The sequence below is a fragment of the Anaerobacillus sp. CMMVII genome (genome assembly GCF_025377685.1).
In the GTDB taxonomy this organism is placed as follows: domain Bacteria; phylum Bacillota; class Bacilli; order Bacillales; family Anaerobacillaceae; genus Anaerobacillus.
This window is the reverse complement of sequence record NZ_JACEHK010000015.1, coordinates 379,492-396,209: the sequence shown is the minus strand read 5'-3', so window position 1 is coordinate 396,209 and position 16,718 is coordinate 379,492. Positions and strand designations below refer to the sequence as shown.

14 protein-coding genes and 2 pseudogenes are annotated in these 16,718 nt (G+C 36.2%); 1 reads left to right on the top strand and 15 read right to left on the bottom strand.

The genetic code is table 11. The annotated features are described in order from the left end of the window. The first annotated feature begins 185 nt into the window (after positions 1 to 185). Entirely contained in the window at positions 186 to 758 is a 573-nt protein-coding gene (locus H1D32_RS19215) for a YIP1 family protein (RefSeq protein WP_261179836.1), read from the top strand. Positions 759 to 804: 46 nt separating this feature from the next. On the opposite strand, the gene H1D32_RS19210 is transcribed toward H1D32_RS19215, so the two are convergent. The 15 genes and pseudogenes from H1D32_RS19210 to H1D32_RS19140 all read right to left on the bottom strand — a co-directional run bounded on the left by H1D32_RS19210 (position 805) and on the right by H1D32_RS19140 (position 16,544). Then, positions 805 to 1,053: a YrhC family protein gene (locus H1D32_RS19210; protein ID WP_261179835.1), complete on the bottom strand. Its 249-nt coding sequence runs from the start codon at positions 1,051 to 1,053 to the stop codon at positions 805 to 807. A gap of 142 nt (positions 1,054 to 1,195) precedes the next feature. After that, positions 1,196 to 1,891 carry a 5'-methylthioadenosine/S-adenosylhomocysteine nucleosidase gene (gene mtnN, locus H1D32_RS19205; RefSeq protein WP_261179834.1) on the bottom strand — a complete coding sequence of 232 codons (696 nt, stop codon included), beginning with the start codon at positions 1,889 to 1,891 and terminating at the stop codon, positions 1,196 to 1,198. A 52-nt stretch (positions 1,892 to 1,943) separates the two neighbouring features. Continuing rightward, entirely contained in the window at positions 1,944 to 2,585 is a 642-nt protein-coding gene (locus tag H1D32_RS19200; protein WP_261179833.1) for a YrrS family protein, read from the bottom strand. A gap of 126 nt (positions 2,586 to 2,711) precedes the next feature. After that, positions 2,712 to 4,535: a peptidoglycan D,D-transpeptidase FtsI family protein gene (locus H1D32_RS19195; protein WP_261179832.1), complete on the bottom strand. Its 1,824-nt coding sequence runs from the start codon at positions 4,533 to 4,535 to the stop codon at positions 2,712 to 2,714. A 318-nt stretch (positions 4,536 to 4,853) separates the two neighbouring features. After that, positions 4,854 to 5,330 carry a transcription elongation factor GreA gene (greA, locus tag H1D32_RS19190; RefSeq protein WP_261179831.1) on the bottom strand — a complete coding sequence of 159 codons (477 nt, stop codon included), beginning with the start codon at positions 5,328 to 5,330 and terminating at the stop codon, positions 4,854 to 4,856. A gap of 244 nt (positions 5,331 to 5,574) precedes the next feature. After that, positions 5,575 to 6,209, bottom strand: a pseudogene (gene udk / locus H1D32_RS19185) (uridine kinase). Then, positions 6,209 to 7,485: pseudogene (locus H1D32_RS19180) on the bottom strand (peptidase U32 family protein). Before H1D32_RS19180 ends, udk begins: the two co-directional pseudogenes overlap by 1 nt. A 15-nt stretch (positions 7,486 to 7,500) precedes the next feature. Beyond that, on the bottom strand, positions 7,501 to 8,430 hold the full coding sequence (locus tag H1D32_RS19175; protein WP_261179830.1) for a peptidase U32 family protein: 930 nt from the start codon (positions 8,428 to 8,430) through the stop codon (positions 7,501 to 7,503). Next, complete coding sequence (locus H1D32_RS19170) at positions 8,427 to 9,080, bottom strand: O-methyltransferase (protein ID WP_261179829.1); 654 nt, start codon at positions 9,078 to 9,080, stop codon at positions 8,427 to 8,429. Before H1D32_RS19170 ends, H1D32_RS19175 begins: the two co-directional genes overlap by 4 nt. A 750-nt stretch (positions 9,081 to 9,830) precedes the next feature. After that, complete coding sequence (mltG, locus tag H1D32_RS19165; protein WP_261179828.1) at positions 9,831 to 10,958, bottom strand: endolytic transglycosylase MltG; 1,128 nt, start codon at positions 10,956 to 10,958, stop codon at positions 9,831 to 9,833. A gap of 205 nt (positions 10,959 to 11,163) precedes the next feature. Further along, positions 11,164 to 11,460, bottom strand: coding sequence for a DUF1292 domain-containing protein (locus H1D32_RS19160; RefSeq protein WP_261179827.1), 297 nt, complete (start codon positions 11,458 to 11,460; stop codon positions 11,164 to 11,166). Positions 11,461 to 11,549: 89 nt separating this feature from the next. Next, on the bottom strand, positions 11,550 to 11,966 hold the full coding sequence (gene ruvX / locus H1D32_RS19155; protein WP_261179826.1) for a Holliday junction resolvase RuvX: 417 nt from the start codon (positions 11,964 to 11,966) through the stop codon (positions 11,550 to 11,552). 1 nt (position 11,967) lies between these two features. Continuing rightward, the gene (locus H1D32_RS19150; protein ID WP_261179825.1) at positions 11,968 to 12,234 is read right to left on the bottom strand and encodes an IreB family regulatory phosphoprotein; all 267 of its coding nucleotides are present in this window, start codon (positions 12,232 to 12,234) and stop codon (positions 11,968 to 11,970) included. Between the two features lie 99 nt (positions 12,235 to 12,333). Next, positions 12,334 to 14,970, bottom strand: coding sequence for an alanine--tRNA ligase (alaS, locus tag H1D32_RS19145; protein WP_261179824.1), 2,637 nt, complete (start codon positions 14,968 to 14,970; stop codon positions 12,334 to 12,336). Between the two features lie 470 nt (positions 14,971 to 15,440). Continuing rightward, positions 15,441 to 16,544, bottom strand: a complete 1,104-nt coding sequence (locus tag H1D32_RS19140) for an AI-2E family transporter (protein WP_261179823.1) — start codon at positions 16,542 to 16,544, stop codon at positions 15,441 to 15,443. Positions 16,545 to 16,718: the final 174 nt, after the last annotated feature.

Here is a 16,718-nt window from a genome sequence, read left to right as displayed (position 1 = left end):
GTAGGTTAGAAGAGGTGCCCGCCAATCTTATCGAGCAGTGTAATTAAAAGTATAGACATGCAGATACAATTAAAGGTAGAATTTAACATGAAGTGACCTTGAGCAACCTTTGTTACCATTGCTTTTGTGTCACTTCATGTATTTAACCTTATTATTTAGAATTCGTTATAACTAGGAGGGGGAATATGAAAGAGGTCATTTTAATTTTTAAAGCACTCATACTAGACAAAGAAGCCATACAGCAGCTTTCCGAACCTAAAAGCAGTTGGAAATTACTAAGCATGTGTATCACTGTTTTATTAGGATTAGTCTATGGCTACACCGCAATTTCAATAAATAGTGAAACAATTGCCTCATTTGAAACTCCAATTTTACGACAAACAATCGTTCCAGGGCTGTTTTTATTTTTTGGGATCCTAATGATTTTGATTACAAAAGTAGGTCTTTCATTATTATTATGGGCTGGATCAAAAGGCTTAAGTGGACGAGGCTTGTTGGGCGTATTATACCGAAATACTACTTTTGCACTCATTCCTTCTGTTATTGCTTTACCGGCTTTCATTTCCCTTCAAGTTGGGACACCAATGACACCACTGATGTTTACAACAATGATTGTCGCAGTATTATGGATTTATTTAATCTGTTCTAAGGTGGTTGAGGTAACTCAACAATTTGTTCCTTGGCGGGCATATGTAGCTGTTTTATTGGCATTTATTTTTTATATCAGTATTTATTACATTGTCTTACCGCCTTCCTAAATATTTCGTTGAAACAAAGAAACCTCTACAATTCTAAGTAGAGGTTTTAGTTTTCTTCACTATAAAGTTGTTCCTTGTATTTCATTGCTTTTTTATGAAAGACTGCCGCAAGAATTAGTGAGCTGATACTCAAGCCTATTAAAACTAACTGTTGATTTTGGCTAACTCCTTCATTAGGTACAATTAAGCCAAGAAATAGAAAAATCGTAAGTGCTAACAAAATAAATGCAAAGCGCTTATAGTCTGCAATTTTATCCTCTAATATCTTAGTAACATTGGTTGTTTTATCTGCCATATTAATAACCTCCAACTCTATGAAAAAGTTGAGCGTTTTTTACCACTCAATACTATATCAGTATAACATGTATAAGAGTTAGAGTTTAAATGCAAATAAATCCAAAAAGAGGCCAACACATTTGTGTTAGCCTCTTGAAATATTAATTTTTCAATTGTTCAACCATTAATAAGACGAGATTTGCTGAATTAACTGATGCTGTTTTTAGAAATTGATCGTATGACATTTTTGCATCACTACCTGCGATATCACTTAACGAACGAATAATGACAAATGGGCATTGAAATTGATAACAAACCTGTGCAATGGCCCCAGCTTCCATTTCTGAACAATAGGCATCAACGAACTTTTCTTTAAGTTCAAAGACCTTATTTTCATCGCTCATAAACGAATCTCCAGACAGGATTAATCCTTTTACGGAGTGAACCCCTACTTCTGCTGCGCTTTTTTCTGCTACAGAGACAAGCATTTCACTTGGCTCATAAAAGGCTGGCATTCTTGGTACCTGACCAAATTCATAGCCAAAAACAGTAGCATCTACATCGTTATAGCGAACCTCTGAAGAAATAACAATGTCACCTACTTTTAACGATTGCTCAAAACCGCCTGCAGATCCTGTATTTATGATGTAGTTTGGCTTAAACTTTTCGATAAGTAATGTTGTACCGATGGCTGCATTAACCTTACCAATACCTGATTTTAACAGTATTACATCCATTCCATTTAAAGTCCCTATGTAGAACTCAGACCCAGCAATTGTTTCCTCTTTTTTGTTTTCAAGTTTTTCTATTAATAGTTCTACTTCTTCATCCATTGCGCCAATAATTCCAATTCTCATAAATACTATTTCCTTTCCAAGATGCTTTTTCTCTATTATTTTAAGTTAATTTTTATTTGTAAGGATTTTCATTTAATAGCTCTACACTTACAGGCATCCAACCTTCATTGGTCACCCACTCAATTCTTACTCTAAAAGGAGTATTACTATTTTCAGAATCAGAAACGTAACCGAAGGCACTTTGGTGGTCTCCACCATTTTTAACTCTCCATAATATCATGTTATCCCCTAAACCGGTTGCTACTTGAAATGCTCTAATCATCTCTTCCCAGTTTACATGATCCTTTTCATAAACAGCAGCAAATGGTTCTTGCTGAACCGTTCCAATCGGTGCCCATTGACCGGTAGAAAGAGTCGTGGCTTCTTCTTCAGTTGTCGTTTCTGGCTCTTCTCCTGAAGATGGTTGCTCAGAAGTACCTGAACCATGATCAGTTTCTTCTGTTTCCTCAGCTTCCTCTGAGTCATCTGTAGACAGGTCTTCAGTATCTAATTCTGTTTCAGTATTTTCCCCTTTAGTTTCAGGGTCTACAAGTTTATCGCTAACCACTGGATCTGCGGATTTCCCACCAATAAGTAGCTGACCACCAATTAACAAAATGAGAAAAATAACGACACCTATTGAGATATTTAAGATTTTATCCGCTCTCTTTCGTTTCCGTTTCTGACTCCGAGCTCCATAAAAATGATCGTTCACTTTAATCCCTCCTATGTTAACTACTAGTCTCCATTATAATCAAATATTACAATCTTTTCGATAAATAGAAGAGAAAAAAATATTTTTTATGATTTAATAAACTTCATAATTCATTATTTTTGGCTATTAAGTTCTATCTGTAGCTTGATTAAGGTAATTATGAAATTCACGCGAATGAAGTGTTTTATTTTTATTTTCATAATTAAAGAGAAATTGAACGATCTTCTCATACGCCTTCATCGTTTTGATTGTTCCACTCTGGTGATCTAGATCAACGATAACCATAACATACTTTGGATTGTTAGCTGGAAAATAACCAGCAAACCAATGACTATGTTCCTCATTATTCAAACCTTTTTGAGCCGTTCCCGTTTTTCCCGCTACAGAGTATGGAGATTTTTGTAGAGATGAGTAAGCTGTTCCTTTTTCTAATTTCACAACTGACCGAAGCAGCTCTTGTAGGCGCATCGCTGTATAAGAAGAGATTTGTTCATCGCTTTCTAGCGATTGGCTAGGGAACTCCACTACTGTTGTTCCATTTTCATATTTAATCTTTGAAGCACTACGAACTTGCTTTTTCTCTCCACCACGGGCAATTGTAGCTAACATATTCGCTACTGCGAGAGGAGTTAGTCGCACATTTTTTTGTCCGATTGCTGTTTGGGCGATAGCGTAACTATCACCGATGTCTGCATCGTCAATGATAATTGTTCCTACCTCTTCCTCAGGAAAATGGGCAATATCCTCCAAACGGTAGACATCTCCGATCCACCCTACTTTATCCACTAGCCCCAATTTTTTTGCATATGTTTCTAAAATATCTTTATCCTTCTTTAGTAACTCATTAGCTAATAATGTAAACGTGTAATTACAGCTCTGGGAAAAGCTCTCTTGGAACGTCAGCTTGCCTAATTGTCTTACATCTTCTTTGTCCCCATACATGTTTTTGCTACAATCAAATAAATCAAATTTAGTAACAAGATTTAAATCAATAGCGGCCGCAGCAACAACAATTTTAAAAATTGAACCAGGCGTATTGGCTGTTACCATTTGATTTTTCGCTCCTTGGTCAAAGGGAAAATGAACGTTAAATGTAGGAAAACTGACGAGTGACAGCAGGTCATTTGTTTTCGCATCAAGAATTACTGCTCCTCCACTAGTAAAACCTTCTTCCTTTAATACGTTTGTTACATAAGTTTGTATTTCCTTATCAATAGTAGTTACTACCTCTGTTGGGTGATATGGATCAGCTGGAGCAGAATACCGTACATCAAAGCCGAATAGGGGTCTATTTAAATTGTCAACAAAATAAGATAATGCCGAATGTCCTTGTGAGATTAAAAAAGGATCGAAAGAACGTTCCATTCCGGAAACGCCAATTTCTGAATGGATTGATATAGTCCCATTTTCTACTTGTGTCCCGTACCTACGTTTCACTTCTTCAACATTTTCACCGACAACACCTATTAAATGGGGGGCAATGTTTTCAACACGTTCTTGAACGTAATGAGCATAGACTCCTGGAATTTTTAACTCATTTATTTTCTTCATTTCTTCAATAGTTAATTTCCGCCGTTTTCCATGTACTTCAAAAACGATAGGCTCATTTGCCATTTCAACGGCTTCAATCATTGTTAATGGATTAATATTAAGTATGTTAGCCAGTTGAGTGGCTGGCCATTGTTGCTCTTTTAAAAACGGGAACAAAATCAAACTAGGGTAGTAATCCATATGTAAGGACTCACCATGACGATCAGTGAAATAACCACGACCAGAATGTAGAATAAACTTTTTCGTACGTTGTTTAATACTTTCTTCCACTAAATCAACATCATACTTCGAGATATGATGGGTCCCTACCAATTGAACATAAGCTAACCTAAAGATAAATACCAGCAACAAGACATTAAATAGAACCAGCATACCAACAATTCGTTTATGAACAATCATACCATCACCTCCCATTAACATTGTTACTTATTCATGGAAGTTTATTCATTTAGTGTATGTATAGAGTTTTGAGTTTTGAGTTTTGAGTTTTGAGTTTTGAGTTTTGGGTTTTGAAATCGTTATGAGCAGATTGCGTCTGGAGCTAGGTTTATAGTACTAAAATGGTTATGCTTTCCATTCAAAAAAAAACGCCCAACCACTACTTAGGTAGAAGTTGGGCATCTATTCTTTAAACTAGGCTCTTTTTGCAAATATTGTGGCTTTATGGACAGTAATTCAATAAATTTGAGAAAATAACCTTATTCGAAAAATAAGTCCTTATTTAATTTCTAAAATTTCTACTTTCATTTCGCCACCAGGTGTTTGGACAGTTACTTTATCTCCAACGGTTTTTCCAAGTAGACTTTGTGCCATAGGTGAGTCATTAGAAATTTTCCCTTCATATGGATCGCTTTCTGCGCTTCCTACAATTGTATAAACTTCTTCGTCACCATCAGGAAGTTCCTTAAATTTTACTGACTTTCCTAAGGAGACAACAGAAGAATCCGTTTCATCCTCTTTAATAATTACTGCATTACGAATCATTTTTTCAATAGTCACAATACGCCCTTCGACAAATGCTTGCTCTTCTTTTGCTGAATCGTACTCGGAGTTCTCAGAAAGATCCCCAAAAGAACGTGCAATTTTGATGCGCTCTACAACTTCTTTTCTTTTTTCACTTTTCAAAAATTCTAACTCTTGCTCTAATTTTGCTTTTCCATCCAATGTCATATAAAACTTTTTGTCTTCACTCATTTTGTTCATTCACTCCTTAAAGTTGTCTACAATTTACGTTACTATTCGGTAAATATTGTACTTTCATTCATTTTGGTAAGGTTTTCAATAATGAAGAGCTAAAAATTAATGATAAATCTGCCAACTATATGTATACAGAAAAGCTTAGCATTTCACTGTGACGTGAAATGCACAAGCTTTTCATTACAACTTATGAAATAATTAGCTGAAAAGGTAAAAATTAAAAACCCTATTCTCTATGCTATTACAAAATTTCCTTTTCTTCAAGGATTGTTCTAATTTTTGTTACCATTAGATCAATTGCAACAAGATTTTGTCCACCTTCAGGGATAATAACATCCGCATAACGCTTGGTTGGCTCGATAAATTGAAGGTGCATTGGACGAACGATCGTTGTGTACTGTGTAATAACAGAGTCCAACGTTCGGCCACGTTCTTCAATATCACGAACAAGTCTGCGGATAATCCTTATATCTGCATCAGTATCAACAAAAGTTTAATATCCATTAAGTCACGAAGACGTTTATCCTCTAGAATTAAAATACCTTCTAAAATGATGACGTCCTGAGGTTCCACAATCGATACTTCCTCGGCTCTTGTATGATTTGCATAGTCATATATTGGCTTTTCAATTTTATTATAGTTAAGCAACTTTTGTAAATGTTCTAGTAGAAGATCATTGTCAAAAGCCAATGGATGATCGTAATTTGTTAAAATCCTTTCTTCCATTGTTTTATGACTTTGATTCTTATAGTATGCATCTTGTTCGATCATTAATATAGATTTTTCTTTAAAGTTACGATAGATTTCTCTGGCCACCGTTGTTTTTCCTGAGCCTGTTCCTCCCGCAACACCTATAACAACGGGTTTTTTTGTCATTATAGTACTCCTTTACGCATCATATTATTAGGGAAAAGTGGTTTATCCACTTGAAATTTTACAATTTGTAGTGGATGTCTAGCTGCATCCATTTCTTCACCAGTTTTCGCATCCCAGATCGTTCCAACTGTGACTGTAAAGTTATCAATTTCTGGACCGAAGAACTCAACTTTGTCACCTGGTTTAAAGTAATTTCGTTGTTGTAAAGTAACAATTTTTGTTTCTTGATCATACTCTAGGACAAGACCGGCAAAATCATAAGGTGTTTTTTTGCCATCAACTCTTCCAAACAATTGCTCCTTATATGTCGGTTCGTTTTCAAAGAACGAAGAAGCTGTATCACGGTTTGCACATTTGTCCAATTCTTCAACCCACTTAGGATCTAAGGTGAAATTATCGGGATCGGCACAATAAGCATCAATTACTTTTCTGTACACAGATGTAACCGTAGCTACATAATGGATCGATTTCATTCTACCTTCAATTTTTAAACTGTCAATCCCAGCTTCAATTACCTTTGGAATTCCAGCTAGCAAGTTAAGGTCTTTAGGACTCATTGAAAATGGTAGATCCTGTTCTGAAAATAAAGGACTTTCATTGAATTCGTCTTGTTCATTTTGTTCGTAAGATCATAATCCCAACGACATGACTGACAGCATCCACCTCTATTTGAGTCGCGTGCAGTCATATGGTTACTTAGAACGCATCTTCCTGAATAAGATATACACATAGCACCATGAATAAACGTTTCTATCTCGATATCTACGTTTCGTTTCATTTCTAACATTTCTTCTATTCCTACTTCGCGAGCTAAAACGACACGGTGAAGTCCTTCTTCTTTCCAGAACTTAATTGCCTGCCAATTGGTAAGTGATTGTTGTGTACTTAAGTGTACTTCAACTTTAGGTGCCACCCGCTTACATGTTTCAATAATTAACGGGTCAGCGACTATAATCCCAGCAACCCCTACATCCTGAAGATCTTGCAAATATTCCTCTAGTCCATCCATATTCTCGTTATGAGCAAAGATATTTGTAGTCACATAAATTTTTGCACCATACTTATTCGCAAACTCTACACCTTCACGCATCTCTTCAATCGAAAAGTTATCAGCATTCGAACGAAGTCCAAATTCTTGACCACCAATGAATACTGCATCGGCACCGTAGTGAACAGCTATTTTTAATTTTTCTAAACTACCAGCAGGGGCTAATAACTCAGGCTTTTTAGTAATGACACGTTTTCCTTCTGGAGTGACAGTTGATATTTTTTCCATGGTAAACACCCCTCCTTAATAAACAGTTTCTTTAAAGAAAAATCCAGTATCTAGTTTTCGATTTCTTGGTTGTACTTTTTCTGCTTCTTGTAAAAAATGAAATTTCTTATCCTGATATGCATCTGGATCCTCTAAGTAAAGCTCGATTGCCTCTTTATACAATGCTGTTACTTTTTCTAAATAATCAACGGATTTTAAAATTCCATCAATCTTAAATGAATCTACTCCAGCATCAAGCATATCTTCTAACTCGTCAATGATACAAATGTCATTTGGACTCATAATATGTGTCCCATTTTCATCTTCAAAGATAGGGTACTTCGCCTCACGCTCCGGATCATGTAAAACCAATGTACGGTCTTTACTACGTCCCTCAACCACTAAGTCCTTCCCTTGAAACTCCATGTAGTTTCCAATTAACGTTCGCTTTGATTGGAACATACAAGTCATCCCATGGACCTGAACCTCAATTTCCACTTCCGCATTTTCCTTTGTTTCGACGATTGCCTCCATATTAATTTCCCTAGCCATTACTGCACGCTTAGCACCTTTTCGTCCCCAATAATTAGCCGTGTAATAATTAGTTGCAGTTGTCTCTGTATTCCAATGAAGCTTCATTTGAGGAGCAACTTCTCTAGCAACCATTAATACCGCAGGATCTCCAAAAACAATCGCATCTACACCATTTTCCGCTAAAAATGAAATATAATCCGGCAATAATTCCAATTTATCATTATGGAACAGCGCATTCATTGCAACATAGATCTTTGCACCAGAACTATGTGCAATCTTAACAGCTTCCTTAATATCATCTCTTGTAAATTCACCTGCAAGACGTAGACCAAATTTCTCTTCACCGATGATAAAGGCTGTAGCTCCTGCTTTGATTAATCTGTCAATGTCTTCTACCTTTGTCGGTGTGACAAGTATTTCAGGTTTGTTCATAATTCTACACCACCTATTTTTTTGCTAATAGCCATTCCATCCCCAATTGGATAAAAGGTTGTTTCAAATTGCTCATTTGCCATTAACATTTCATTGTAACTCTTTAAATTAGTTACCATTGTCCGAATACCTTTTGCGATTTTGCCTTCATGGGCAACAATACCTTTATAAAGCACATTATCACTGACGACAAGACCATTGGGTTGGACAAGAGGACTATATAATTCAAAAAAACGTTTATATTGACCTTTTGCAGCATCTATAAATAAACAGTCGAACATACCAAACTGTTCAATTTCACTCCCTACTTCGAGGGCATCACCAAAGATAAGGGTAACACGATTTTCAAGATTTGCTCTCTTGATATAGTCTCGTGCTTTATTATACCTATCTTCGTCTCTTTCAATTGATACGATTTTACAATGAGGAAGTCTCTCTGCAACTCGCATCGCGGAATAACCGATAGCAGTGCCAACTTCTAATACCTTCTTCGTTCCAGCAAATGAAAGGATTTGTAACATTGCTTCGATACTCACAATATCCATAATCGGGACTTCATGCTCCCGTGCATATTGTTCCATTTCTGTTAGTAATGGGTTTCTTGCTTTAATTAAAGAACTAATATAAGCATTTACTTGCTCTGAGACCACTAGAAAGCCTCCTTATTTAAATTCTAAGCTCTTTTCTAAAACATTGCTCCTGCGGTTACTCGTCGCACAAAAAAACATGTTGCTTTTTAACCTAAGATAATTGAAAAATTCCTTAGATGAATAGATATCACCCAATAAGTTTAGTAAGAAAAGAGCAATACTTACTAATAAGTAGTGATATCATAGTATTTTGTGTAAAAATCCGGTTTTTGGGATTTTTTACGAAAGGAACAAGCTTTATTAAAATAGACAAATTCTAAAAAGAACGATTTATTGTAACATAAACAGAAAGAGAATGCGAATATATCACACTCTCTAAGAAAAGCAGAAGCGCCTGATTAGCTCCGACAGGCAAATGTTCTGGCAGATTAAAAGTGCGCTCTCCACTTTTATTTCTGCCAGGTTATTTGACCCCGAGGAGCTAGGCGCTGATGCTAGACATTGAAAAGCAGAAGCGCCTGATTAGCTCCGACAGGCAAATGTTCTAGCAGATTAAAAGTGCGCTCTCCACTTTTATTTCTTCCAGGTTATTTGACCCCGAGGAGCTAGGCGCTTATGCTAGACATTGAAAAGCAGAAGCGCACTAGGAAAAAGTGTACTTTTCCCCTGGCTAGATCCAAAGAAAAAGCTCACTTTCACCAACTGGTAGATAAACATTTGGTTTAAGGAAAGTGAACTTTCGAAATAAGATCTATTTGTTAGTTCGGACTAACAAATGTTTTAAAGAAAGAACCTAGCTAAGTTCTCCTATTAATCACGATACTTACGTAAGACTTCTTGGTGCTGCTGAAATGTTTCACTATAATGTACATCACCTTGACTATCAGCATAAAAATAAAGATATTTGTGTTCCTCAGGTTGAAGGGCAGCTTTAATAGAAAACTCGCCCGGATTATTTATAGGACCAATCGGAATCCCAGGATAACGATAGGTATTATAAGGTGAATCAATATCTAGATGCTCGTACAATGTTCTTGAGAAATGCTGACCATGCGCATAAGCAATAGATGGATCAACTTGAAGAGCCATATTTATCTTTAAACGATTGTATAACACGCCTGAGATTGTATAACGATCTTCCTGCTTTTGTGCTTCACCCTCAATGATTGAAGCCAAAGCTAGAATTTCATGGGTCGAATATTCAGTTTCTTCAAGGTTTCCAGAATACTTGCTAATCACTTGTTCTGTTCGCGCGAGCATTGCTTCAATAATTGTTTCAATTGAAGGATTTTCTTCGATAAAATCATATCTAGCTGGGAATAAATAACCTTCTAATGGCCACCTTAATCGCTCATCTAATATATCCTCCGATAAAATGGAGTACCGAGCAATTAAGTTTTCAAGATATTCTCGATCCGTGACTTTTTCAATTAATTCTTCTTCTGCATGACTAGTGTTGTCAGAAATGGTCTTTAAAATACTTTCAAGCCATCTACCCTCAGGAATTGTAAAGGATAACTTATAATCCTGAAGAATTTTCCCCTCTTTTAATTCAGCGATAATTTCATCTAAATTCATACTTTGTGACAATTTGTAATCGCCAGCTTGGAATCCAGACTCATTTTTATAACGAATATAATAACGGAAAAAACTAGCGTTACTAATCAATTCATTTTCTTCTAGGATATTACCAATTCTGGTACTTGTGGAGCCAATAGGTATGTGAATATCAATTAGTTCTTCATTCGTTTCATCAACGGGGCTAAGAGCACCTTCAATGTAATAATAGGCAGAAGCTCCAGTTACAGCAAAAGCTATAATAAGTAACAATAAACATACTGCTACAATTTTTCTAACAATACTTGCTTCTTCTTGACGTTCTCGTAACAATTGTTTTTTTATTTCTTGTTTCGCTTTTTGTTTATCGTTTGAAGCCATGTTTTCCTCCCTCCTCACAATGGTATAAGTGATTAATTTAGAAAATTCCATTTGCACGATAAAAAGTACAACACTCCTATTATACTATATCTCCTCAAAATTTCATTATATATGTAGAAATGCAGTGGAAAATGTAGAATTTTTTCGCAAGCTATAAAATCAAACGCAAAAAAAAGGCCATTCTCCTAAGAGAACAGCCTTTTTTCTACTCTTCGTCGTCTTCGCCTTCTTGGAATGTGTTGAGCATTTCTTCAACAATGTCCCATTCCTCGTCTGTTTCGATCGGGAAAAGTTGTAAATCATCGTCACCTTCGCCTGTTTCTTCATAGCGAAAAGCATGTACTTCCATTTCTTCATCATCGCTTTCAGCATCACCAGCGTCAACTAATACCATGTAAGATTTACCAGTTTCATCTACGTCAAATGTAAATAATACATCAAATAAATGCTCATCGCCATTTTCGTCTGGAATAACAATACGTTCTCTTTCAGTTGTTTCCATAATAACACCCCATTATTTTTATATATCAAAATGCTTAAAATACTCATAAGTTAATATTTCCATATTTCTTAGTTTGCATTCGTATTACATTATGATGTTGAGTCTAAATACCCTTGTAATATCATTACTGCGGCCATCTTATCGATAACCTTCTTTCGCTTTTTACGGCTCATATCAGCAGCAATCAACATTTTTTCAGCTGCAACAGTTGTTAAACGTTCATCCCATAGAATGACTGGTAATTGAAAGCGTTGTTTAACCTCTTCAGCAAATTGCTGACATGCTTCCCCACTTGGGCCAATCGTTCCATTCATGTTTTTGGGTAAGCCGACTACTACTTTAACAATATCAAGTTCTTTAATCAGTTTGCTTAACTTTTCCCAATCATTATCTGGATTTTCACTATCGCGCCTAATTGTTTCAACACCTTGAGCTGTCCAACCTAATTCATCACTAGCTGCTACACCAATCGTTTTCGTACCTACATCTAATCCTAATGTTCTCATATTACTCCTCTTGGTGCTGTGATAAATACGATTTCACTAATTCTTCGATTAATTCATCTCTCTCAAGCTTACGAATTAATGATCTTGCATCTTTGTGTCTAGGAATGTACGCAGGGTCTCCTGACAATAAATAACCTACAATTTGGTTAATTGGATTGTAGCCCTTTTCTTCCAATGCCTCGTATACAGTTAGAAGTACTTCTTGAACATTCGTATCTTCTGAGTCATCTTGGAAATTAAATTTCATTGTGTTATCCATTGAACTCATCACAAACACCTCTTTTCCTACAATGCACAATTGATTTACATTCCACTAAATGAATGGACATGTAACCTGTTATCCATATTGTACACTAACATGAATTATTTAGGAAATTGTTTTCAGAAATTCTGGAACAAAATCTAGAGCTTCTTGAAGCTGATCTGGATTTTTCCCACCTGCTTGGGCCATATCAGGTCGACCGCCACCGCCGCCGCCGCAACGTGTGGCAACTTCTTTAACAATATTTCCAGCATGATACCCTTTTTTGATTAAATCATTCGTTACACCTGCAACGATATTTACCTTCCCATTATTGACAGCACCTAATACAACAATACCTGAACCTAATTTATTTTTTAATGTATCGACTAAACTGCGAATGCTATCCATGTCAGCTACATTTACCTTTTGAGCAATAACCGATACGTCATTTATTTTATTAACGTTTTCGATCAACCCTCCTGCTTCCATATTTCCTAGCTTTGCAGCTAATGATTCATTTTCTCGTTGTAACTTACGAAGTTGTAGTTGAAGCTGTTCTACTTTATCTGGTACGTCTTTTAAGTTAGCTTTTACTAAAGTCGCTGCCTCTTTTAGTAGATCGACTTGCGAATTCATGTGCTCATATGCACCTTTTCCTGTCACAGCTTCGATACGGCGGATCCCAGCACCAATTCCTGATTCAGAAACAATTTTAAATAGACCAATTTCTGCTGTATTCTTCACGTGACAGCCACCACAAAGCTCTAAACTATACTCTCCAACTTGAACTACACGAACAACTTCACCGTATTTTTCACCGAATAAAGCCATAGCACCCATAGCTTTAGCTTCTTCGATATTTTTGTTAGAGATTTCAACTGTAATAGCATCCCAAATTTTTTGATTAACGATCGACTCAACTTTTGCTAATTCTTCAGGAGTTACCTGTCCAAAATGAGAAAAATCAAAACGAAGTCTATTCTCTGAAACTAAAGAACCTGCCTGATTTACGTGTTCACCAAGAGTATCTTTTAAGGCCCTATGCAAAATATGTGTAGCTGTATGGTTTTTGACAGTACCAATACGTTCAGTTTCTTCCACGACTGAAATTACCTTCGTTCCAACTGAGATTGACCCCTCAATTACACGAACAGAGTGCAAATTTTGCCCATTCGGAGCTTTTTGAACGTCCTCTACCTTAAGGTAAACTCCACTTGCTCTCATAGACCCTTTATCAGCAACCTGCCCACCACTTTCAGCATAAAATGGTGTTTTATCAACAATCACTTTAATTACATCACCAGCGCTAGCTTCTTTCACAAGCTCTTTATCTCTAATGATTACTTCAATTACTGAATCTGCGGAAAGATTTTCATAACCGACAAACTCACTTTCAACCTTAAGTTCTCCTAAAACACTGTCTTGAGTTTGCATTGAGTTATCCGTTTGACGAGCTGCACGAGCTCTTTCTCTTTGCTTCCCCATCTCTACCTCAAAGCCTGTTCGATCGATTGTAAGTCCAGCTTCCTCTACATATTCTTCAGTTAAATCTACTGGGAAACCGTAAGTGTCATATAATCTAAAGACATTCTCACCAGAAATCACTTGTTCATTTGCACTTTTGGCTTGTTCAATTACCTTTGCTAGAATTGTTAATCCTTCATTTAACGTTTCGTGGAATCGTTCTTCTTCATTTTTAATGACTTTTTGAACGAATTCAGTTTTATCTTTTACTTCTGGATAGAAATCAACCATGATTTCGCCAACAACAGGGACTAGCTCATACATAAACGGGCGATCAATGTTAATTAACTTTGCATAACGCACTGCTCTACGGAGTAAACGTCTGAGCACATAACCTCTACCTTCGTTTGATGGAAGAGCCCCATCAGCAATAGCGAAACTTACTGTACGAACATGGTCAGCGATCACTTTAAATGATACATCGGTTTCCTTTGTTTCCCCATACGAAACTCCTGATATTTGTTCAGTCGCTTTAATAATTGGAACAAAAAGGTCTGTATCAAAGTTTGTTGGCACGTCCTGTACAACCGAAACCATTCTTTCAAGTCCCATTCCAGTATCAATGTTTTTCTTTGGAAGTGGTGTATAAGTTCCATCTGGATTATGATTAAATTGTGAGAACACAAGATTCCAAACCTCTAAATATCGCTCATTCTCTCCACCAGGAAAAAGTTCAGGATCATTTTCATCATTACCATACCCTTCACCACGATCGTAAAAAATTTCCGTATTTGGACCACTTGGACCCTCACCAATATCCCAAAAGTTTCCTTCTAAACGAATAATTCTGTCTTCAGGAATTCCAATCTCTTTACTCCAAATCTCAAAGGCTTCATGATCTTCAGGATGAATAGTTACAGATAATTTATTTGGATCAAAACCAATCCATTCGTCACTTGTTAGGAATTCCCAAGCCCACTCAATCGACTCTTTTTTAAAGTAATCCCCAATTGAAAAGTTACCAAGCATTTCAAAAAACGTATGATGTCGTGCCGTTTTTCCGACATTCTCAATATCATTTGTCCTTATCGACTTTTGAGCATTCGTAATCCTTGGGTTTTCAGGAATAACTCGTCCATCAAAATACTTCTTCAAGGTTGCCACGCCACTATTAATCCAAAGTAATGACGGGTCTTCATGAGGTACAAGTGATGCACTGGGCTCAATAGCATGTCCCTTTTCTTTAAAAAAATCTAAAAACATTTGTCTAACTTCAACTGAAGTTAATCGCTTCATTTTTAATTCCTCCCTTTTTAAATGTAGAATTCAGAATGTAAAATGCAGAATTTTTTTATGTAGAGCTTCGAAGCATTAAGAAAACATTTTAAATTCTACATTCTACATTTTAAATTTGAATAGAAAAAAGCCCTCATCCCAAACAGGGACGAGAGCTGAACTCACGCGGTACCACCCTAGTTATGAACGAAGAAATCTGTTCATCACCTTAAATCATAAATAACGGTTTTTAGCCGGCAGGTTTTGGCCTGCTTTCAGGAGTAGCTTTTTATTAACCTTCATCTAGAATTTCTCTCAGCCATGGAAATTCTTCTCTGCGTTAGGATCTTGTAAGCAAACATTCTTACATAAACCTTATTTAGATGGTCTTTAATAAAGGGTTCCTTCATCAAGTTTTCAATATTTTAGCTTGTTAAGGTCATTATAGTTATCGGAAAACTCTTTGTCAATATCATGCCATTCCTGCAATTTTATGATCCCATTTTTTCCGAGTTACATTTTTGCTGCTTTTTCGTGTTTTTCTTGCAGAGCCTCACGAACATGGATAATAAAACTTTAATGACCGCCAAAATTGGTACAGCCAAAATAAGTCCAATGATCCCTCCAACTTCTCCACCAACAATTAAAGCTAACATAATTAAAATTGGGTGCATATGTAAGCTTTTCCCTACAATTAAAGGGGATAAAATGTTTCCCTCGATCATCTGTAGACCGAAATTAACCATTAATCCTAGTAAAACTAGTTGAAACGATTCCGTAAACGCAATAATTGCTACTGGGACTGCACCTATAATAGGGCCAAAATAAGGAATGATATTAGTGATACCAATGAAAATACCCAGAATTACTGCATAAGGCATCCCGATTAGCCAAAGTCCCAATGAAGCGATAATTGCTACTGCTAAACAGACTATCAATTGCCCCCTAATGTAGTTACCTAATGACACATTAATATTCCTTAACAACTCTCTCCCTGAACCTCTCCATTTACGAGGCGTTAAATACCAAGCTGTTTTCTCGAGTAAATTAAAATCTTTTAAAAGATAGAAAACCAGGAAGGGAATAATAATAATCATTAATAAATAATCTACTAATCCACCTAGAGTTTCAACAGTACCGACAACACCATCAGCCGCTACTCCTTCTATATTCGTTAACCATCCTTCTGCTTTCACTCGAAACCCGTCAGGCATCATAGACGTCTGCTTATAGAAATCACTAACCAAATCACGATAGATGTTGATGAAATTAGGTATATTTTCAACTAAATCCTTAAGTTCTTCAATAATGTAAGGAGTTCCCTTCATTAACAAAGAAGCAAATACAAACATGAATACAACGTAAATTAAGAGGATCGAAATTGGTCTTGGTAGCCCCATATTCTTCAATTGCTCGACAATTGGATGCAATAAGTAAGTGATAACCCCAGCAATGATAAACGGGGTTGCAACTCTAATAGTGACGGTTAAAATTGGTTCCCAGATTGGAGCAAGTAGTAAAAAAACGTAGCCGCACAAAAATAACACTAAGAGACTTACAAATCGAATAAGCCATTTTATTGGTAATGGTTCCAAAAAACTCACCCCATAGTTATCCAAGCTAATGTTATTATTTACAAGAACTGCTAAATTATAATTTGAGTTTAAAGTTTAAAGTTTATAGTGTTAAAAGCAAAAGCTTCGGAGAATTGTTTATAAGAAATCGCCATTTACGTTTAGTGGATAACATAGCTCAGAAATCTGTTTATA

Excerpts from the sequence above, each read along its gene's own strand:
- mltG (WP_261179828.1), bottom strand. The coding sequence starts at position 10,958 with ATGGCTTCAAACGATAAACAAAAAGCGAAACAAGAAATAAAAAAACAA.
- mtnN (WP_261179834.1), bottom strand. The coding sequence starts at position 1,891 with ATGAGAATTGGAATTATTGGCGCAATGGATGAAGAAGTAGAACTATTA.
- H1D32_RS19195 (WP_261179832.1), bottom strand. The coding sequence starts at position 4,535 with ATGATTGTTCATAAACGAATTGTTGGTATGCTGGTTCTATTTAATGTC.
- ruvX (WP_261179826.1), bottom strand. The coding sequence starts at position 11,966 with ATGAGAACATTAGGATTAGATGTAGGTACGAAAACGATTGGTGTAGCA.
- greA (WP_261179831.1), bottom strand. The coding sequence starts at position 5,330 with ATGAGTGAAGACAAAAAGTTTTATATGACATTGGATGGAAAAGCAAAA.
- H1D32_RS19150 (WP_261179825.1), bottom strand. The coding sequence starts at position 12,234 with ATGAGTTCAATGGATAACACAATGAAATTTAATTTCCAAGATGACTCA.
- alaS (WP_261179824.1), bottom strand. The coding sequence starts at position 14,970 with ATGAAGCGATTAACTTCAGTTGAAGTTAGACAAATGTTTTTAGATTTT.
- H1D32_RS19160 (WP_261179827.1), bottom strand. The coding sequence starts at position 11,460 with ATGGAAACAACTGAAAGAGAACGTATTGTTATTCCAGACGAAAATGGC.
- H1D32_RS19215 (WP_261179836.1), top strand. The coding sequence starts at position 186 with ATGAAAGAGGTCATTTTAATTTTTAAAGCACTCATACTAGACAAAGAA.
- H1D32_RS19175 (WP_261179830.1), bottom strand. The coding sequence starts at position 8,430 with ATGAACAAACCTGAAATACTTGTCACACCGACAAAGGTAGAAGACATT.
- H1D32_RS19210 (WP_261179835.1), bottom strand. The coding sequence starts at position 1,053 with ATGGCAGATAAAACAACCAATGTTACTAAGATATTAGAGGATAAAATT.